This is a genomic window from Coralloluteibacterium stylophorae, assembly GCF_018122625.2.
GTDB lineage: Bacteria > Pseudomonadota > Gammaproteobacteria > Xanthomonadales > Xanthomonadaceae > Coralloluteibacterium > Coralloluteibacterium stylophorae.
Genome location: NZ_JAGQFT020000003.1, coordinates 138,026 through 157,843 on the forward strand (window position 1 = coordinate 138,026; position 19,818 = coordinate 157,843).

Consider the following 19,818-nt stretch of genomic DNA (forward strand, 5'->3'; position numbering starts at 1 on the left):
TGGGTGTTGCAGCACGGCGCCCGCTCTCACGGGCAGCCGCGCACTATAGCAGTTACCAGCTGGCCTTGCGAAGGCCAGGCACGTCGCCGTTCATCGTCGCCTTGCGCAGCATGTTGCGGCCGAGGCCGAACTTGCGGTAGACGCCGCGCGGGCGACCGGACAGCTCGCAGCGGTTGCGCTGGCGCGAGGGGCTGGAGTCGCGGGGCAGCTTCTGCAGCTTCACCGACGCATCCATCTTCTCCTCGTACGAGGCGGTCTCGCTGGAGATGATCTTCTTCAGGGCAACGCGCTTGTCGGCGTGCTGCTTGACGAGCTTCTCGCGCTTCTTCTCGCGATTCACCATCGAAGTCTTGGCCATGATCGTCCTCGCGTATCAGTTGCGGAAGGGGAAGCGGAAGGCTTCCAGCAGGGCGCGCCCCTCGGCATCGGTCTTGGCCGTGGTGCCGATGGCGATGTCCATGCCGCGGACGGCGTCGATCTGGTCGAAATCGATCTCCGGGAAGATGATCTGTTCCTTGACGCCCATGTTGAAGTTGCCGCGTCCGTCGAACGAGCGCGCCGAGATGCCGCGGAAGTCGCGCACGCGCGGCAGCGCCACGCTGATCAGGCGATCCAGGAACTCGTACATGTGGGCACGACGCAGCGTGACCTTGCAGCCGATCGGCCAGCCGTCGCGGATCTTGAAGCTCGCGACCGACACCCGGGCGTGGGTCACGATCGGCTTCTGGCCCGCGATCTTGGCCATGTCGGCCACCGCGTTCTCCAGCACCTTCTTGTTGCCCACCGCCTCGCCCACGCCCATGTTGAGCGTGATCTTGGTCAGGCGCGGCACCTGCATCGGGTTGGCGTAGCCGAACTTCTCGGTGAGCTTCGGTACCACTTCTTCCCGGTAGATCTTTTCAAACCGTGTCATTGCGACATTTCCTCAGGAGGGCTGGGATCAGCCCTCGATGGCCTCACCGCTCGAGCGGAACACACGCACTTTGCGTCCATCCTCGAGCACCTTGTAGCCGACGCGCTCGCCCTTGCCGGTGGCCGGGTTGAGCAGCATCACGTTGGATGCGTGGATCGGTGCCTCGCGCTCGACGATGCCACCCGGCTGGTTGAGCTGGGGGTTCGCCCGCGTGTGGCGCTTGACCACGCGCACGTTCTGGACGACCACGCGGTCGCCGATGACGCGCACGACCTCGCCGGTCTTGCCCTTGTCGGCGCCGGCGATGACGATGACCTGATCACCCTTGCGGATACGATTCATTGCTTGCTTCCTCCGCTCAGAGCACTTCGGGAGCGAGCGACACGATCTTCATGAACTTCTCGGAACGCAGCTCGCGCGTCACCGGTCCGAAGATGCGCGTGCCGATCGGCTCGTGCTTGTTGTTCAGGATCACCGCCGCATTGCCGTCGAAACGGATCAGCGAGCCGTCGGCGCGACGCACGCCCTTGCGGGTGCGCACCACGACGGCGTCGTAGACCTCGCCCTTCTTGACCTTGCCGCGCGGGATCGCGTCCTTGACGGTCACCTTGATGATGTCGCCGATGTGGGCGTAGCGGCGCTTGGAGCCGCCCAGCACCTTGATGCACATCAGCTCGCGCGCACCGGAGTTGTCGGCGGCCTGCAGGTAGGACTGCATCTGGATCATGGGTCAGTCCTCCTTATTCCGCCGCGCGGGTGACGACTTCCACCACCCGCCAGTTCTTGGTCTTGGACATCGGGGCGATCTCGGTCACGCGGACCACATCGCCCTCGTTGCAGCTGTTGTCGGCATCGTGGGCGTGCAGCTTGGTCGAGCGACGGATGTACTTGCCGTACAGCGCGTGCTTGACCTGGCGCTCCACCAGGACGGTCACGGTCTTGTCCATCTTGTTGCTGACCACGCGTCCTTCGACCGTGCGCAACGCCTTCTCTGTATTGTTGTCGGTCATGGCGGGTCCTTACTTCTTCTCGCCCAGCAGGGTGTTGACGCGCGCGATCTCGCGGCGCACCCGGCGGATGTCGTGGGTCTTCGCGAGCTGGCCGGTGGCCTTCTGCATGCGCAGGGAGAACTGCTCCCGGTGCAGGTCCAGCAGGTGGCCTTCGAGTTCGCTCTGCGACTTCTTGCGGAGTTCGTTGAGTTCCATCAGCGCACCGTGCGGGTCACAAACGTGGTCTTGACCGAGAGCTTGGCGGCGGCCAGGCGGAACGCTTCGCGCGCCACGTCCTCGGAAACGCCTTCCATCTCGTAGATGACGCGGCCGGGCTGGATCGGCGCGACCCAGTACTCGACGTTGCCCTTACCCGAGCCCATGCGGACTTCGATCGGCTTCTTGGTGATCGGCTTGTCCGGGAACACCCGGATCCACAGCTTGCCGCCGCGCTTGACGTGGCGGCTGATCGTGCGGCGCGCCGCCTCGATCTGGCGCGCGGTCAGCGCGCCGTGCTCGGTCGCCTTCAGGCCGAACTCGCCGAAGCTGACGGCAGCGCCGTTCCAGCTTAGGCCCTCGTTACGGCCCTTGAAGACCTTGCGGTACTTGGTTCGCTTGGGTTGCAGCATGACTTAGTCCCTCGCCTCGCGCGGCGCGCGCGGTCCACGCGGCGCACGCTCGCTGCGCTCTTCCGCCTTCTCCTGGCCGACCTGGGCGTAGTCGAAGATCTCGCCCTTGTAGATCCAGGTCTTGATGCCGATGATTCCGTAGGTCGTCGACGCCTCGGCGAAGCCGTAGTCGATGTCCGCGCGCAGCGTGTGCAGCGGAACGCGACCCTCGCGGTACCACTCCGACCGCGCGATCTCGGCGCCGTTGAGGCGGCCGGACACGTTGATCTTGATGCCCAGCGCGCCGAGACGCATCGCGTTGCCGACCGCGCGCTTCATCGCGCGGCGGAACATGATACGCCGCTCGAGCTGCTGTGCGATCGATTCGGCCACGAGCTGCGCGTCCAGTTCAGGCTTGCGGACCTCGGCGACGTTGATGTGGGCCGGGACCCCCATCAGCGCCGAGACTTCCTTGCGCAGCTTCTCGATGTCCTCGCCGCGCTTGCCGATCACCACGCCCGGACGGGCGGTGTGGATCGTGACGCGGGCGTTGTTGGCGGGGCGCTCGATCATGATGCGCGAGATACCGGCCTGGGCCAGCTTCTTGCGCAGCATCTCGCGGACCTTCAGGTCGGCGGCGAGGAAGTTCGAGAACTCCCGCTTGTTGGCGTACCACTTGGAATTCCAGTCCCTGGCGATGCCGAGGCGGATTCCAACAGGATTGACTTTGTGACCCATGTGTCTTCCTTCCTCGGCTTAGCGACCCGCGCCCACGACCACGGTGATGTGGCTGGTGCGCTTCAGGATCCGGGTACCGCGGCCCTTGGCACGCGCCATGAACCGCTTGAGGACCGGGCCCTCGTCGACGGTGATGGTCGCGACCTTCAGCTCGTCGGCATCGTCGCCGGCATTCGCCTCGGCATTGGAGACCGCCGACCACACGACCTTGTAGATCAGGTGGGCGGCCTTCTTGTCGCTGAACTTCAGCAGGTCGAGCGCACGCGCCACCGGCAGGCCGCGGACCTGGTCGGCGACCAGACGCGCCTTCTGCGGCGAGATGCGCGCGGTGCGCAGCGAGCTCATCCGCTTGGTGATTTCCTTGCGGTCCGCCTTGCGCTGCTCGCGCGCCGCCTTGCGGGCGTCGGCCCTTTCTTTGGCTGCAATCGTCATGATCGGCTCCTTACCTGCTCTTCCGGTCGCCGCCATGACCCTTGAACGTACGGGTCACCGCGAACTCGCCGAGCTTGTGGCCGACCATGTTCTCGTTGACCAGCACCGGCACGTGGGCCCGGCCGTTGTGGATGGCGATCGTGAGGCCGACCATCTCCGGCAGGATCATCGAGCGGCGCGACCAGGTCTTGATCGGCTTCTTGCTGTTGGCGGACATGGCCGCCTCCACCTTCTTCTGGAGGTGGTGGTCCACGAAGGGACCCTTCTTGAGAGAACGTGCCATGGTCTATCAGCCCCTACGGTCGCGCACGATGAACTTGTCGGTGCGCTTGTTCTTGCGCGTCTTGTAACCCTTGGTCGGGACACCCCAGGGGGTGACCGGATGCGGGTTGCCCTGGCCGGCCTTGGCCTCACCACCGCCGTGCGGATGGTCGACCGGGTTCATGGCCGCACCGCGGACGGTCGGACGCACGCCGCGCCAGCGCTTGGCACCGGCCTTGCCGAGCTTCTCCAGGCTGTGCTCGGAGTTGCTGACCTCGCCGATGGTGGCGGTGCACTCGACCGGGACGCGACGCATCTCGCCCGAACGCAGGCGCAGCGTGGCGTAGCCCTGGTCGCGGGCGACCAGCTGCACCGAGGCGCCGGCCGCACGTGCGAGCTGCGCGCCCTTGCCCGGCTTCATCTCGATGCAGTGCACCGTGGAACCGACCGGGATGTTGCGCAGCGGCAGCGCATTGCCGACCTTGATCGGCGCGCCCTGCCCCGCGATCACCTGGTCGCCCTGCGACAGGCCGCGCGGCGCGATGATGTAGCGGCGCTCGCCGTCGACGTAGCACAGCAGCGCGATGTGCGCGGTGCGGTTCGGGTCGTACTCGATCCGCTCGACGCGCGCCGGAATGCCTTCCTTGTCGCGCTTGAAGTCGATCAGGCGGTAGTGCTGCTTGTGGCCGCCGCCGACGTGGCGGGTGGTGATCCGGCCGTGGTGGTTGCGACCACCCGAACGGCTCTGCTTCTCGACCAGCGCTTCGTGCGGCCGCCCCTTGTGCAGCCCCGGGGTGACGACGCGCACTGCGGAGCGGCGCCCTGCCGAGGTCGGCTTGAATGTCATCAGTGGCATGGGTCTCTACCTCAGGCCTTGGCCATCACGTCGATGCTCTGGCCTTCGGCCAGGCGCACGTAAGCCTTGCGGGTGTCGGCGCGGCGGCCTTCGCGGAAACGGAAGGACTTGCTCTTGCCCTTGACGTTCACCACGTTGACGGCCTCGACCTTCACGTTGAACAGCGACTCGATCGCCTGCTTGATGTCGCCCTTGGTCGCGGTGGTCGCGACCTCGAAGGCGTACTGATTGCTCAGCTCCTGCAGGCGGGCGGTCTTCTCGGACACGCGCGGCGCACGGATCACGCTGAGAAGCTTGATGTTGCTCATGCCAGCCACTCCTCGATCTTCTTGACGGCGTCCGTGGTGATCACCACGTACTCGGCGCCGACCAGGGCGACCGGGTCGAGACCCTGCACGTCGCGCACCTCGGCGTAGGGCACGTTGCGCGCCGCCAGGTACAGCGACTCGCTCGCGTCCTCGGTGACGATCAGCGGACGGCTCACGCCGAGATCCGCCAGCTTCGCGACGAACGCCTTGGTCCTGGGCTCGTCGACCACGAACGCGTCGACGATCTTGAGGCGGTCCTGGCGCGCCAGTTCCGACAGGATCGCGGAGATGGCGGCGCGGTACATCTTGCGGTTGACCTTCTGCGCGAAGCTGCGCGGCCGCGCGGCGAACGTGACGCCACCGCCGACGAAGATCGGCGCGCGATAGTCACCGTGACGGGCACCGCCGCCCTTCTGCTTCTTGAACTTCTTGGTGGTGCCGGACATGTCCGACCGCGACTTCTGCGCCTTGGTGCCCGCACGGCCGGCGTTGCGATACGCAACCACCACCTGGTGCACCAGGTCCTCGCTGAATTCGCGACCGAAGACGGCGTCGGAAACCGACAGCGTCTGGCCACTACCGATGACGGCGAGATCCATTATCTACTCCTTACGCCTTGCTCGCGGGACGCACGATCACGTCGCCACCCGGAGCGCCCGGCACCGAACCCTTGACCGCGATCAGGCCGCGCTCGATGTCCACCTTGACCACGGTCACGTTGACGGCGGTCTGATTCTCCGCACCCATGTGCCCCGACATCTTCTTGCCCGGGAACACACGGCCCGGCGTCTGGCGCTGGCCGATCGAACCGGGGGAGCGGTGCGACAGCGAGTTACCGTGCGTCGCGTCGCCCATGCGGAAGTTGTGGCGCTTGATGGTGCCCTGGAAGCCCTTGCCCTTGGTGACGCCGGAGACGTCGACCACCTGGCCCTCGGCGAAGATGTCCGCCTTGATCTCGCCACCGACCTCGAAGCCGGAGACGGCGTCGTCGGCGACGCGGAACTCCCACAGACCACGGCCCGCCTCGACCTTCGCCTTGGCGAAGTGCCCGGTCTGCGGCTTGTTCACCAGCGCGCTGCGCTTGCTGCCGGCCGTGACCTGGATGGCGGAGTAGCCGTCGCTCTCGACGGTCTTGATCTGGGTGATGCGGTTCGGGCTCGCCTCGATGAGGGTGACCGGGATGGACACGCCCTCGTCGGTGAACAGGCGGCTCATGCCGGCCTTGCGGCCCACGATTCCGATTACTTTCTTGCTCATGGTCGTCGCCTCAGGTCAGCTTGATCTGGACGTCGACGCCCGCAGCGAGCTCGAGCTTCATCAGCGCGTCGACGGTCTTGTCGTTCGGGTCGACGATGTCGAGCACGCGCTTGTGGGTACGGGTCTCGTACTGGTCGCGCGCGTCCTTGTCGACGTGCGGGGACACCAGGATGGTGTAGCGCTCGATCTTGGTGGGCAGCGGGATCGGGCCGCGCACCTGCGCGCCGGTCCGCTTCGCCGTCTCCACGATCTCGCTCGCCGAACGGTCGATCAAACGATGATCGAACGCCTTGAGCCGAATCCGAATCTTCTGGTCCGCCATTGCCGTGTTTTCCTAAAGAGCGGTGTGAATCGGCGCGCCGCGTTCCGGCGCGCCGTACTTCGATGCTGCGGTGTTACTCGGTGACCTTGGCGACGACGCCGGCACCGACGGTGCGGCCGCCCTCGCGGATCGCGAAGCGCAGGCCCTCGTCCATCGCGATCGGCGCGATCAGGGTCACCGCCATCTTCACGTTGTCGCCCGGCATCACCATCTCCACGCCCTCCGGCAGCTCGCAGGCGCCGGTCACGTCGGTGGTGCGGAAGTAGAACTGCGGGCGGTAGCCCTTGAAGAACGGCGTGTGGCGGCCGCCCTCGTCCTTCGACAGCACGTACACCTCGGCCTCGAACTTGGTGTGCGGCTTGATCGTGCCCGGCTTCGCCAGCACCTGGCCGCGCTCCACGTCATCACGCTTGGTGCCGCGCAGCAGCAGGCCCGCGTTGTCGCCCGCCTGGCCCTGGTCGAGCAGCTTGCGGAACATCTCCACGCCGGTGACCGTGGTCTTGACCGTCGGGCGGATACCCACGATCTCGATCTCGTCGCCGACCTTGATGACGCCGCGCTCGATACGACCGGTCACCACCGTGCCGCGGCCCGAGATCGAGAACACGTCCTCGACCGGCATCAGGAACGTCTTGTCGACGTCGCGCTGCGGCTCCGGGATGTAGCTGTCGAGCGCGTCCACCAGCTGGATGATCGCCGGCACGCCGATCTCGGACTGATCGCCTTCCAGCGCCTTCAGCGCCGAACCCTTGATGATCGGGGTGTCGTCGCCCGGGAAGTCGTACTTCGACAGCAGCTCGCGCACCTCCATCTCGACCAGCTCGAGCAGCTCGGCGTCGTCGACCATGTCGGCCTTGTTCAGGAACACGACGATGTACGGCACGCCGACCTGGCGCGACAGCAGGATGTGCTCGCGCGTCTGCGGCATCGGGCCGTCCGCGGCCGAGCACACCAGGATCGCGCCGTCCATCTGCGCCGCGCCGGTGATCATGTTCTTGACGTAGTCGGCGTGACCCGGGCAGTCCACGTGCGCGTAGTGACGGGTCTGCGACTCGTACTCCACGTGCGCCGTCGAGATCGTGATGCCGCGCGCCTTCTCTTCCGGCGCCGCGTCGATCGCGGAGTAGTCCTTGAACTCGCCGCCAAAACGCTCTGCGCCGATCTTCGTCAGCGCCGCCGTCAGCGTCGTCTTGCCGTGGTCAACGTGACCGATCGTGCCCACGTTCACGTGGGGCTTGGTGCGCTCGAACTTACCCTTGGCCATCTCAAATCACCTCTGGAATCTTTGAACTTGGAAATCAGGACTTCTTGACCACGGCCTCGGCGACATTCGCCGGCGCTTCCGCGTAGTGGTCGAACTCCATCGAGAACGTCGCGCGACCCTGGGTCATCGAGCGCAGCGTGGTCGCATAGCCGAACATCTCGCCCAGCGGAACCATCGCGTTGATGACCTTGCCCGAGGGCGTGTCGTCCTGGCCCGAGAGGATGCCGCGGCGGCGGCTCACGTCGCCCATCACGTCGCCGAGGTAATCCTCGGGAGTGACGATCTCGACCTTCATCATCGGCTCGAGCAGGACCGGGTTGGCCTTGTTGAAGCCTTCCTTGAAGCCCATGGAGCCGGCGATCTTGAACGCCATTTCCGAGGAGTCGACGTCGTGGTAGGAGCCGTCGACCAGCTTGACCTTGACGTCGACGATCGGGAACCCGGCCATCACGCCATTGGCGACGGCTTCCTGGATGCCCTTGTCGACGGCCGGGATGTATTCCTTCGGAACCACACCACCGACGATCAGGTTCTCGAACTCGTAGCCCTTGCCGCGCTCCTGCGGCTCGAGCTCGAGCCAGACGTGGCCGTACTGGCCCTTGCCGCCCGACTGGCGCACGAACTTGCCTTCGACGCGGACCGGCTTGCGGATGGTCTCGCGGTAGGCGACCTGCGGCTTGCCGACGTTGGCCTCGACGTTGAACTCGCGCTTCATGCGGTCGACGAGGATCTCGAGGTGCAGCTCGCCCATGCCGCGGATGATGGTCTGGCCGGACTCTTCGTCGGTATTGACGCGGAAGGACGGATCCTCCTGCGCCAGGCGGCCCAGCGCCAGGCCCATCTTCTCCTGGTCGGACTTGGTCTTCGGCTCCACCGCCATCGCGATCACCGGCTCCGGGAACACCATGCGCTCCAGGGTGATGATCTTGTCGCCCGCGCACAGGGTGTCACCGGTGGTGACGTCCTTCAGGCCGACCGCCGCGGCGATGTCGCCGGCGCGGACTTCCTTGATCTCCTCGCGGTTGTTGGCGTGCATCTGCAGGATGCGGCCGATGCGCTCCTTCTTCGACTTGACCGGGTTGTAGACCTGGTCGCCGGAGTTGAGCGTGCCCGAGTAGACGCGGAAGAACGTCAGCGAACCCACGTACGGATCCGTCATGATCTTGAACGCCAGCGCCGAGAACGGCTCGCTGTCGGAGGCCCGGCGCGAATCTTCCTGCTCGTTCTCGTCGATGCCCTTGACCGGCGGACGGTCGGCCGGCGACGGCAGCAGCTCGACGACCTTGTCGAGCATCGCCTGGACGCCCTTGTTCTTGAACGCGGTACCGCACATCACCGGGATCAGCGACGTGGCGAGCGTGCCCGCGCGCAGGCCGGCGAGAATGTCGGCCTCGGCGAGGTCGCCCTCCTCGAGGTACTTGTTCATCAGCTCTTCGCTGGTCTCGGCCGCGGCCTCGACCAGGAAGTTGCGCGCCTCGGCGCAGCGGTCGGCGAGCTCGGCCGGGATGTCGCGGTACTCGAAGGTGGTGCCCTGCGAGGCCACGTCCCAGTAGATCGCCTTCATCTTGATGAGGTCGACCACGCCTTCGAACCCGTCCTCGGCGCCGATCGGCACCTGCAGCGGCACCGGGTAGGCACCCAGGCGCGACTTCAGCTGCTCGACGACCTTGTCGAAGTTGGCGCCGGTGCGGTCCATCTTGTTGACGAACGCGAGGCGCGGCACGGCGTACTTGTTGGCCTGGCGCCACACCGTCTCGGACTGCGGCTGCACGCCGCCGACCGCGCACAGCACGAACACCGCGCCGTCGAGCACGCGCAGCGAACGCTCGACCTCGATGGTGAAGTCGACGTGGCCCGGGGTATCGATGATGTTCAGGCGGTGCTGCGGCATCGAGCGGTCCATGCCGCTCCAGAACGCGGTGGTCGCCGCGGACGTGATGGTGATGCCGCGCTCCTGCTCCTGCTCCATCCAGTCCATCGTCGCGGCACCTTCGTGCACTTCGCCGATCTTGTGGCTGACGCCGGTGTAGAACAGGATGCGCTCGGACGTGGTCGTCTTGCCGGCATCGATGTGGGCCATGATGCCGAAGTTGCGGTAGCGCTCGATGGGTGTGGTACGGGCCACGATCAAATACCTCGGATTACCAGCGGTAGTGGGCGAACGCCTTGTTCGCCTCCGCCATGCGATGGGTTTCTTCGCGCTTCTTCACGGCACCGCCGCGATTCTCGGACGCGTCGAGCAGTTCGGCAGCCAGCTTGCGCGGCATGGAGTTCTCGCCGCGCTTGCGCGCGGAGTCGATCACCCAGCGCATGGCCAGGGCGGTACGACGGGAGGCACGCACCTCGACCGGGACCTGGTAGGTCGCACCGCCGACGCGGCGGGACTTGACCTCGACGGCCGGCGCGACGTTGTTCAGCGCCTTCTCGACCAGCTCCAGGGAGTTCGCGTTCTTCTCGCCGATGACGTCCATCGCGCCATAGACGATCTTCTCGGCGACGGACTTCTTGCCGCTGAACATCACCATGTTGATGAAGCGGGCGACGAGCTCGCTGCTGTGCTTCGGGTCGGGCAGGACCGAGCGGGTACCGGGAGAACCTTTACGGGACATGTTGCGTGCCTAGATTGGAAAAAGAGCTTCGACACCCGGAGCCAGCCGGGCGCGCCTTTACTTTGGAACGTCAGGCCTTGGGCTTCTTCGCGCCGTACTTCGAACGCGCCTGCTTGCGCTTGGCCACGCCCGAGGCATCCAGCGAACCACGCACGGTGTGGTAGCGCACGCCCGGCAGGTCCTTCACGCGACCGCCGCGGATCAGGACCACCGAGTGCTCCTGCAGGTTGTGGCCTTCGCCGCCGATGTACGAGATGACCTCGAACCCGTTGGTGAGGCGCACCTTGGCCACCTTGCGAAGCGCCGAGTTCGGCTTCTTCGGGGTGGTGGTGTAGACGCGGGTGCACACGCCACGGCGCTGCGGGCAGTCGGCCAGCGCAGGCGACTGGCTCTTGTAGGTGGGCGCCTGCCGCGGCTTGCGGACCAGCTGATTGATCGTCGCCATTCCTGAGAACCTTTTGCGAAAACAAAGGCAGGCCGGGAAACCCGACCTGCCGAGAAGCGGAAGTGTACTTCCATCCCGCCCGCAGCGTCAACGGCGTCGCGACAGGCAGACCCGCCCTTCCTGGGCCGAACACGAGGCGCATCCTGCGCCTCATTTCGATATGTCGTTGGATCCGGCGGTGGCACCGGCCCGCATTACTCCTGCGGGCCGGCCTCGTCGGGTGCCGCGTCCGCCGTCACGGCGGCGGTACGCAGGGCATCGAACTCCGAGTCCGCGAGATCTTCGGCGGTACGGCGGCGGTCGCTGTGGTAGGCGAGACCGGTACCGGCCGGAATCAAGCGGCCAACGATAACATTCTCCTTCAGGCCCCGCAAGGTATCGCGGGTCCCTCGGACCGCCGCCTCGGTAAGGACGCGGGTGGTCTCCTGGAAGGAGGCCGCCGAGATGAACGACTCGGTCGCCAGCGAGGCCTTGGTGATGCCCAGCAGCACCGGGTGGTAGCCGGCCACGATCTCGCCGCGCGAGTCGGCGCGGGCGTTCTCCTCGACCAGGCGCACGCGCTCGACCTGCTCGCCCGCCAGGTAGCGGCTGTCGCCCGGGTCGGTGATCTCGACCTTGCGCAGCATCTGGCGAATGATCGTCTCGATGTGCTTGTCGTTGATCTTCACGCCCTGCAGCCGGTACACGTCCTGGATCTCCTTGACCAAGTAGGCGGCCAGCGGCTCGACGCCGAGCAGGCGCAGGATGTCCTGCGGATTCGGCTCGCCGTCCACGATGGTCTCGCCCTTCTCGACGTGCTCGCCCTCGAACACGTTGATCTGGCGATGCTTCGGGATCAGGACCTCGAACTCGGTGCCCGCGTCGGCGTCGGTGATGATCAGGCGCTGCTTGCCCTTCGTCTCCTTGCCGAACGAGATGACGCCCGACTGCTCCGCCAGGATCGCCGCATCCTTCGGCACGCGCGCCTCGACCAGGTCCACCACGCGCGGCAGACCGCCGGTGATGTCGCGGGTCTTGGACGCTTCCTGCGGGATCTTGGCGACCGCGTCACCGATGCCGACCTCTGCGCCCGCCTCCAGCGAGACGATCGCGCGCGGCGGCACGTAGTAGATCGCCGGCTGCTTGTTGCCCGGCAGCAGGACCTCGTTGCCGTCGGCGTCGACCAGGCGGACCGCCGGACGCGCGCCCTGCACGTCCTTGAGCTTGCGCCGGCCGAGCTTCTCGCCCGTGGGGGTGCGCAGTTCGACCTCGCGCTCCTTGTCGCCGGCGATGCGCTTGGGATCGATGATCTCCGTCGACTCCAGGCCGGTCAGCTCGTCGCGCTTCTTCTGGAAGGTGATGCCCTCGTAGAAGTCGACGAACTCGACGCGGCCGAAGGCCTCCGCCACGACCGGATGGTTGTGCGGATCCCAGTTGGCGATGGTCTCGCCGGCCTTGACCGCATCGCCGTCCTTGGCCGAGATCACGGCGCCGTAGGGCACCTTGTAGCTCTCGCGCACGCGGCCGGCGTTGTCGAGCACCGACAGCTCGCCCGAGCGCGAGACCGCGACCAGGTTGCCGTTGTCCTGCTTGACCGTCTTGATGTTGTTGAACTTGATCGTGCCGTTGGTGCGGACCGAGACCTTGTCCACCGCCGCCGCACGCGAAGCCGCGCCGCCGATGTGGAAGGTACGCATGGTCAGCTGCGTGCCCGGCTCGCCGATCGACTGCGCCGCGATGACGCCCACGGCCTCGCCGATGTTGACCATGTGGCCACGCGCCAGGTCGCGGCCGTAGCAGTTGCCGCAGACGCCGAAGGTCGATTCGCAGGTGATGGTCGAGCGGACCTTGATCGCCTGCACGCCGGCCTCCTCGAGCCGCTGCACCCACTGCTCGTCGAGCAGGGTGTTGCGGGTGACGATCGGGTCCTCGTCGTTGCCCGGCAGGAACACATCCTCGGCCACCATGCGGCCGAGCACGCGGTCGCGCAGCGGCTCGACCACGTCGCCGCCTTCCACGATCGGGGTCATGGTCAGGCCGTTCTTGGTGCCGCAGTCGACCTCGGTGATCACCACGTCCTGCGCCACGTCGACCAGGCGACGGGTCAGGTAGCCGGAGTTCGCGGTCTTCAGCGCGGTGTCCGCGAGGCCCTTGCGGGCGCCGTGGGTCGAGATGAAGTACTGCAGGACGTTGAGGCCCTCGCGGAAGTTCGCGGTGATCGGGGTCTCGATGATCGAGCCGTCCGGACGCGCCATCAGGCCGCGCATGCCCGCCAGCTGGCGGATCTGCGCCTGCGAACCACGCGCGCCGGAGTCGGCCATGATGTAGATCGAGTTCATCGACTTCTGCGCGACCTGCTCGCCCTTGGCGTTGGTCACGGTGTCGGTGCCGATCGCATCCATCATCGCCTTGGCCACGCGCTCGTTGGTGCGCGACCAGATGTCGACCACCTTGTTGTAGCGCTCGCCGGCGGTGACCAGGCCCGACTGGTACTGCTCCTGGATCTCCAGGACCTCGGCCTCGGCCTCGCCCAGGATCGGCTTCTTCTCGTCCGGGATGGTCATGTCGTCGATGCCGATCGACACGCCGGCGCGGGTGGCGTAGGCGAAGCCGGTGTACATCAGCTGGTCGGCGAAGACCACGGTCTCCTTCAGGCCCAGCTGGCGGTACGACGAGTTGATCAGGCGGCTGATGTTCTTCTTGGTCAGCTCCGTGTTGACCAGCTCGAACGGCAGGCCTTCCGGCAGGATCTCGGCCAGCAGCGCACGGCCGACCGTGGTGTCGACGATGGAGGTCGACTCGGTGCGGTTCTTCTGCTCGTCGATCTCGATCTGGCGGATGCGCACCCTGACCTTGGCGTGCAGCTGCACGATGCGGTTGTCGTAGGCGCGCTTCACCTCGGCGACGTTGGCGAACACCATGCCCTCGCCCGCCTTGTTCTCCAGCGCGCGGGTCATGTAGTACAGGCCGAGCACGACGTCCTGCGACGGCACGATGATCGGCTCGCCGTTGGCCGGCGACAGGATGTTGTTCGACGCCATCATCAGCGCGCGCGCCTCCAGCTGGGCCTCGAGGCTCAGCGGGACGTGCACGGCCATCTGGTCGCCGTCGAAGTCGGCGTTGAACGCGGTGCAGACCAGCGGATGCAGCTGGATCGCCTTGCCCTCGACCAGCACCGGCTCGAACGCCTGGATGCCCAGGCGGTGCAGGGTCGGCGCGCGGTTGAGCAGGACCGGGTGCTCGCGGATGACCTCCTCGAGGATGTCCCAGACCTCGGCCGACTCGCGCTCGACCAGCTTCTTGGCGGCCTTGATCGTGGTCGCCAGGCCGCGGCGCTGCAGCTTGGAGAAGATGAAGGGCTTGAACAGCTCGAGCGCCATCTTCTTCGGCAGGCCGCACTGGTGCAGCTTCAGGTACGGGCCGACCACGATGACCGAACGGCCCGAGTAGTCGACGCGCTTGCCGAGCAGGTTCTGGCGGAAGCGGCCCTGCTTGCCCTTGATCATGTCGGCCAGCGACTTCAGCGGGCGCTTGTTGGTGCCGGTGATCGCGCGGCCGCGGCGGCCGTTGTCGAGCAGCGCATCAACCGACTCCTGCAGCATGCGCTTCTCGTTGCGCACGATGATGTCGGGCGCGTTGAGCTCGAGCAGGCGCTTGAGACGGTTGTTGCGGTTGATGACGCGGCGGTACAGGTCGTTGAGGTCGGAGGTCGCGAAGCGGCCGCCGTCCAGCGGGACCAGCGGACGCAGGTCGGGCGGCAGCACCGGCAGCACGGTCAGGACCATCCACTCCGGCTTGTTGCCGGACTCGAGGAAGGCCTCCATGAGCTTGATGCGCTTGGACAGACGCTTGAGCTTGGTCTCGGAGTTGGTCGCGGCGATCTCCTCCTTCAGGCGGATCGTCTCCGACTGCAGGTCGATCGTCTTGAGCAGGTCGTACACGGCCTCGGCGCCCATCGCGGCCTCGAAGTCGTCGCCGTGCTCCTGGCGCGCCTGCATCATCTGCTCCTCGGAGAGCAGCTGGCCGCGCTCGAGCGCGGTCAGGCCCGGCTCGGTGACCACGTAGGCCTCGAAGTAGAGGATGCGCTCGATGTCGCGCAGCGTCATGTCGAGCATCAGGCCGATGCGCGAGGGCAGCGACTTCAGGAACCAGATGTGCGCGGTCGGGCTGGCGAGCTCGATGTGGCCCATGCGCTCGCGACGCACCTTGGCCAGGGTGACCTCGGTACCGCACTTCTCGCAGACCACGCCGCGGTGCTTCATGCGCTTGTACTTGCCGCACAGGCACTCGTAGTCCTTGATCGGCCCGAAGATGGCCGCGCAGAACAGGCCGTCACGCTCCGGCTTGAAGGTGCGGTAGTTGATGGTCTCGGGCTTCTTCACCTCGCCGAACGACCACGAGCGGATCAGGTCCGGCGACGCCAGCGCGATCTTGATGCCGTCGAAATCGAGGGTCTGGCGCTGCTGGTTGAAGAGATTGAGCAGGTCTTTCATTTGGATTCTCCGGGGAGGAGTAAGTCGTCGAAGGGGGCAGCTGGAGCGGGAAGAAGAGGCGGGCCCGGAATCCGGGAGGGGAGAGGGCGCGACGCGCTGCCATTCCCCTTCCCTGTTCCCTGTTCCCGCCTCTTCAGCGCATCAGTGCTCCTCGAGCTCGATGTTGATGCCCAGCGAGCGGATTTCCTTGACCAGCACGTTGAAGGACTCGGGCATGCCCGCAACCATCTCGTGTTCGCCGTCGACGATGTTCTTGTACATCTGGTTGCGGCCCTGCACGTCGTCGGACTTCACCGTCAGCATTTCCTGCAGGGTGTAGGCCGCGCCGTAGGCTTCCAGTGCCCAGACTTCCATCTCGCCGAAGCGCTGGCCGCCGAACTGCGCCTTGCCGCCCAGCGGCTGCTGGGTGACGAGCGAGTACGGACCCGTCGAACGTGCGTGCATCTTGTCGTCGACCAGGTGGTTCAGCTTCAGCATGTGCATGTAGCCGATCGTCACCTCGCGGTCGAACGCCTCGCCGGTGCGACCGTCGTAGAGCGTGGTCTGGCCGGAGGTCGGCAGGTCGGCGAGCTTGAGCATGGCCTTGATCTCGGCCTCCTCGGCGCCGTCGAACACCGGCGTCGCCATCGGCACGCCGCCGGTCAGGTTTTTTGCCAGCCCGATCAGCTCCTCGTCGGAGAACTGCGAGAGATCGACCCGGTCACCCGTGGGACGGGTGTCGTGGTTGTAGATCTCGCCGAGGAACTTGCGCAGGTCGGCCACCGCCTGCTGTGCCTCCAGCATGCGCTGGATCTTGCGACCCAGGCCCTTGGCGGCCCAGCCCAGGTGCACCTCCAGGATCTGGCCGATGTTCATGCGCGAGGGCACGCCCAGCGGGTTCAGCACGATGTCGACGGTCTCGCCCTCGGCGGTATGCGGCATGTCCTCGACCGGAACGATCGTGGAGACCACACCCTTGTTGCCGTGGCGGCCGGCCATCTTGTCGCCCGGCTGGATGCGACGCTTCACCGCCAGGTAGACCTTGACCATCTTCAGCACGCCCGGGGCGAGGTCGTCGCCCTGGGTGATCTTGGCGCGCTTGTCGACGAAACGCTTGTCGAACTCGGCCTTGTGCGACTCGATCTGCTTGCTGGCGCGCTCCACGGCCTCGGCCGCGTCCTCGTCCTTCATCCGGATCGAGAACCAGTCGTCCTTCTTCAGCCCGTCGAGGTAGGCGTCGGAGATCTCCGCGCCCTTCTTCAGGCCGTTCGGGCCACCATTGGCGACGCGGCCGACGATCTGCTGCCGCAGGCGGGCGTAGATCGCGCCCTCCAGGATGCGGAACTGGTCGTCGAAGTCCTTCTTGACCCGGCGGATCTCGGACTCCTCGATCTGGCGGGCGCGCTTGTCCTTCTCGATGCCGTCGCGGGTGAACACGTGGACGTCGACCACGGTGCCGTCCATGCCCGGCGGCACGCGCAGCGAGCTGTCCTTCACGTCGGACGCCTTCTCGCCGAAGATCGCGCGCAGCAGCTTCTCTTCCGGCGTCAGCTGGCTCTCGCCCTTCGGCGTGACCTTGCCGACCATGATGTCGCCGGCGCGGACCTCGGCGCCGATGTAGACCACGCCGGACTCGTCGAGGCGGCCGAGCGCCTGCTCGGACACGTTCGGGATGTCGGCGGTGATCTCCTCCGGCCCGAGCTTGGTGTCGCGGGCGACGCAGGTCAGCTCCTCGATGTGGATCGTGGTGTACCGGTCCTCCTGCACGACCCGCTCGGAGAGCAGGATCGAGTCCTCGAAGTTGTAGCCGTTCCAGGGCATGAAGGCGACCAGCATGTTCTGGCCCAGGGCCAGCTCGCCGATGTCGGTCGAGGGACCGTCGGCCAGCACGTCGCCGCGCGCCACCACGTCACCGACCGAGACCAGCGGACGCTGGTTGATGCAGGTGTTCTGGTTGGAACGGGTGTACTTCACCAGGTTGTAGATGTCGACGCCGGCGTCGTTCTCGCCGATCTCCTCCTCGTGCGCGCGGACCACGATGCGCGCCGCGTCGACCTGGTCGATCACGCCGCCGCGCAGCGCGTTGACGGTCACGCCCGAGTCGCGCGCCACCGCACGCTCGATGCCGGTACCCACCAGCGGCTTCTCGGCGCGCAGCGTCGGCACCGCCTGGCGCTGCATGTTGGCGCCCATCAGCGCGCGGTTGGCGTCGTCGTGCTCGAGGAACGGCACCAGCGCGGCCGCCACCGACACCGACTGCATCGGCGAGACGTCCATGTAGTGGATCTCGGCCGGCGGCTTGAGCAGGGTCTCGCCCTGGAAGCGGCAGGTCACGAAGTCAGCGCTGAACGCCCCCTTCTTGTCGAGCTCGGCGTTGGCCTGGGCGATGACGTAGTCGTTCTCCTCGATCGCCGACAGGTAGTCGACCTGGTCGGTGACCACGCCGTCCACGACCTTGCGGTACGGCGTCTCAAGGAAGCCGTAGCGGTTGGTGCGGGCGTAGACCGCCAGCGAGTTGATCAGGCCGATGTTCGGGCCTTCCGGCGTCTCGATGGTGCACACGCGGCCGTAGTGGGTCGGGTGCACGTCGCGCACCTCGAAGCCGGCGCGCTCGCGGGTCAGGCCGCCCGGGCCGAGGGCGGACACGCGGCGCTTGTGCGTGACCTCCGACAGCGGGTTGTTCTGGTCCATGAACTGCGACAGCTGCGAGGAGCCGAAGAACTCCTTGATCGCCGCGGCGACGGGCTTGGCGTTGATCAGCTCCTGCGGGGTCAGGCCCTCGGCCTCGGCCAGGGTCAGGCGCTCGCGCACGGCGCGCTCGACGCGGACCAGGCCCACGCGGAAGGTGTTCTCCGCCATCTCGCCAACCGAACGCACGCGACGGTTGCCGAGGTGGTCGATGTCGTCCACGGTGCCGCGGCCGTTGCGGATCTCGGTCAGGGTCTTGATGACCTCGATGATGTCCGACGGCGACTCGGCGCCCATCTCGGACACCAGGCGCTTGGACTCCTCGTCGTTGCGCGAGGACAGGTACTTGTAGTCGTACAGGACCGAGGCGCCGGTGGTCTCCTTGCGGCCCACGCGGCGATTGAACTTCATCCGGCCCACGCCCGAGAGGTCGTAGCGCTCGAAGGTGAAGAACAGGTTGTGGAACAGGTTCTGCGCGGCGTCCTTGGTCGGCGGCTCGCCCGGACGCATCATCCGGTAGATCTCGACCAGCGCCTCGAGCTGGGTCTTGGTCGAGTCGATGCGCAGGGTGTTGGACAGGTAGGGACCGCGGTCGAGGTCGTTCACCCACAGGGTGCCGAGCTGCTCGATGCCGGCCTTGCGGAAGGCGGCGAGCTGCTCGTCGTTGAGCTCGTCGTTGGCGGCGGCCAGCAGCTCGCCGGTCGACGGGTCGACCACGTCGTGGGCCAGGATGCGGCCGGTCAGGTAGTCGTCCGGCACCTCGAGGCTGGAGACGCCCTCCTTCTCGAGCTGCTTGACGTTGCGCGCGGTGATGCGCTTGCCGGCCTCGACGATGACGTTGCCGCCGACGGTGAGGTCGAAGCCCAGGGTCTCGCCGCGCAGGCGCTCGGGCACGAGATCCAGTTCCACGCCCTCCTTCAGGAGGTGGAACGTGTTGATCTCGAAGAACATCTGGAGCATCTCCTCGTTGGAGTAGCCCAGCGCGCGCAGCAGCACCGACACCGGCAGCTTGCGGCGGCGGTCGATACGGGTGAACAGCGCGTCCTTCGGGTCGAACTCGAAGTCGAGCCACGAGCCGCGGTAGGGAATGATGCGCGCGGAGTACAGCAGCTTGCCCGAGCTGTGGGTCTTGCCGCGGTCGTGGTCGAAGAACACGCCCGGCGAGCGGTGCAGCTGGGAGACGATGACGCGCTCGGTGCCGTTGATGATGAAGGTGCCGTTGTCGGTCATGAGCGGGATCTCGCCCATGTAGACCTCCTGCTCCTTCACGTACTTCACGGCCTTCGAGGACGACTCGCGGTCGTAGATCACCAGGCGCACGGTCGTGCGCAGCGGCGCGCCGAACGACAGGCCGCGGTTGCGGCACTCGCGCTCGTCGAACGCCGGCTCGCCGAGCTTGTAGCCGACGTACTCCAGCGAGGCGTAGCCGTTGTAGCTGGTGATCGGGAACACCGACTTCAGCGCGGCATGCAGGCCGCGGTCCTCGCGCTTGGCCGCGGGCGTGTTCTCCTGCAGGAACTGCCGGTAGGAGTCGACCTGGATGGCAAGCAGGAACGGCACGTCGAGGATCGCGCCGCGCTTGCCGAAGTCCTTGCGGATGCGCTTCTTTTCGGTGAACGAATAGGAGGTCATGGGGGTTTTCACCTTCGCTGGAGGACCGCGCCCGGCGCGGTCCAA

Annotated in this window: 21 protein-coding genes; all 21 read right to left on the reverse strand. The window is 66.5% G+C overall.

The annotated features are described in order from the left end of the window. Positions 1-52: 52 nt before the first annotated feature. A complete protein-coding gene (gene rpsN, locus KB893_RS05385; RefSeq protein ID WP_211928150.1) occupies positions 53-358 on the reverse strand; it encodes a 30S ribosomal protein S14 in 306 nt (101 codons plus the stop codon). A gap of 15 nt (positions 359-373) precedes the next feature. Next, positions 374-913, reverse strand: coding sequence for a 50S ribosomal protein L5 (rplE, locus tag KB893_RS05390; RefSeq protein ID WP_211928149.1), 540 nt, complete (start codon positions 911-913; stop codon positions 374-376). A 27-nt stretch (positions 914-940) separates the two neighbouring features. After that, positions 941-1,255 (reverse strand): 50S ribosomal protein L24, encoded by a 315-nt coding sequence (gene rplX, locus KB893_RS05395; RefSeq protein WP_211928148.1) that lies wholly within the window; start codon positions 1,253-1,255, stop codon positions 941-943. Positions 1,256-1,271: 16 nt separating this feature from the next. Continuing rightward, complete coding sequence (gene rplN, locus KB893_RS05400) at positions 1,272-1,640, reverse strand: 50S ribosomal protein L14 (protein ID WP_211928147.1); 369 nt, start codon at positions 1,638-1,640, stop codon at positions 1,272-1,274. Positions 1,641-1,653: 13 nt separating this feature from the next. Then, positions 1,654-1,923, reverse strand: coding sequence for a 30S ribosomal protein S17 (gene rpsQ / locus KB893_RS05405; RefSeq protein WP_211928146.1), 270 nt, complete (start codon positions 1,921-1,923; stop codon positions 1,654-1,656). Between the two features lie 9 nt (positions 1,924-1,932). Beyond that, entirely contained in the window at positions 1,933-2,118 is a 186-nt protein-coding gene (gene rpmC, locus KB893_RS05410; protein ID WP_211928145.1) for a 50S ribosomal protein L29, read from the reverse strand. Further along, a complete protein-coding gene (rplP, locus tag KB893_RS05415; protein ID WP_213173523.1) occupies positions 2,118-2,531 on the reverse strand; it encodes a 50S ribosomal protein L16 in 414 nt (137 codons plus the stop codon). The genes rpmC and rplP overlap by 1 nt, the downstream gene beginning before the upstream one ends. Before the next feature lie 3 nt (positions 2,532-2,534). Next, positions 2,535-3,248: a 30S ribosomal protein S3 gene (gene rpsC, locus KB893_RS05420; RefSeq protein ID WP_213173524.1), complete on the reverse strand. Its 714-nt coding sequence runs from the start codon at positions 3,246-3,248 to the stop codon at positions 2,535-2,537. A gap of 18 nt (positions 3,249-3,266) precedes the next feature. Beyond that, a complete protein-coding gene (rplV, locus tag KB893_RS05425; RefSeq protein ID WP_213173578.1) occupies positions 3,267-3,593 on the reverse strand; it encodes a 50S ribosomal protein L22 in 327 nt (108 codons plus the stop codon). Positions 3,594-3,690: 97 nt separating this feature from the next. Then, complete coding sequence (gene rpsS / locus KB893_RS05430; RefSeq protein WP_211928267.1) at positions 3,691-3,963, reverse strand: 30S ribosomal protein S19; 273 nt, start codon at positions 3,961-3,963, stop codon at positions 3,691-3,693. A 6-nt stretch (positions 3,964-3,969) separates the two neighbouring features. After that, positions 3,970-4,797: a 50S ribosomal protein L2 gene (gene rplB, locus KB893_RS05435; RefSeq protein WP_213173525.1), complete on the reverse strand. Its 828-nt coding sequence runs from the start codon at positions 4,795-4,797 to the stop codon at positions 3,970-3,972. Between the two features lie 11 nt (positions 4,798-4,808). Next, entirely contained in the window at positions 4,809-5,105 is a 297-nt protein-coding gene (gene rplW / locus KB893_RS05440; protein WP_213173526.1) for a 50S ribosomal protein L23, read from the reverse strand. Next, positions 5,102-5,704, reverse strand: a complete 603-nt coding sequence (gene rplD / locus KB893_RS05445) for a 50S ribosomal protein L4 (protein WP_213173527.1) — start codon at positions 5,702-5,704, stop codon at positions 5,102-5,104. Before rplD ends, rplW begins: the two co-directional genes overlap by 4 nt. Positions 5,705-5,714: 10 nt before the next feature. After that, positions 5,715-6,362, reverse strand: a complete 648-nt coding sequence (gene rplC / locus KB893_RS05450; RefSeq protein WP_213173528.1) for a 50S ribosomal protein L3 — start codon at positions 6,360-6,362, stop codon at positions 5,715-5,717. Positions 6,363-6,372: 10 nt separating this feature from the next. Then, positions 6,373-6,684 carry a 30S ribosomal protein S10 gene (gene rpsJ / locus KB893_RS05455; protein WP_010341589.1) on the reverse strand — a complete coding sequence of 104 codons (312 nt, stop codon included), beginning with the start codon at positions 6,682-6,684 and terminating at the stop codon, positions 6,373-6,375. 73 nt (positions 6,685-6,757) lie between these two features. After that, positions 6,758-7,948, reverse strand: coding sequence for an elongation factor Tu (gene tuf / locus KB893_RS05460; RefSeq protein ID WP_211927044.1), 1,191 nt, complete (start codon positions 7,946-7,948; stop codon positions 6,758-6,760). Between the two features lie 34 nt (positions 7,949-7,982). Next, complete coding sequence (gene fusA, locus KB893_RS05465) at positions 7,983-10,073, reverse strand: elongation factor G (protein WP_211927928.1); 2,091 nt, start codon at positions 10,071-10,073, stop codon at positions 7,983-7,985. A 16-nt stretch (positions 10,074-10,089) separates the two neighbouring features. Beyond that, positions 10,090-10,557 (reverse strand): 30S ribosomal protein S7, encoded by a 468-nt coding sequence (gene rpsG / locus KB893_RS05470; RefSeq protein ID WP_211927927.1) that lies wholly within the window; start codon positions 10,555-10,557, stop codon positions 10,090-10,092. A 70-nt stretch (positions 10,558-10,627) separates the two neighbouring features. Beyond that, entirely contained in the window at positions 10,628-11,002 is a 375-nt protein-coding gene (gene rpsL, locus KB893_RS05475; RefSeq protein WP_211927926.1) for a 30S ribosomal protein S12, read from the reverse strand. Between the two features lie 194 nt (positions 11,003-11,196). After that, positions 11,197-15,474, reverse strand: a complete 4,278-nt coding sequence (gene rpoC, locus KB893_RS05480; protein WP_213173529.1) for a DNA-directed RNA polymerase subunit beta' — start codon at positions 15,472-15,474, stop codon at positions 11,197-11,199. Positions 15,475-15,615: 141 nt separating this feature from the next. Beyond that, positions 15,616-19,773, reverse strand: a complete 4,158-nt coding sequence (rpoB, locus tag KB893_RS05485) for a DNA-directed RNA polymerase subunit beta (protein ID WP_213173530.1) — start codon at positions 19,771-19,773, stop codon at positions 15,616-15,618. Between the last annotated feature and the right edge of the window lie 45 nt (positions 19,774-19,818).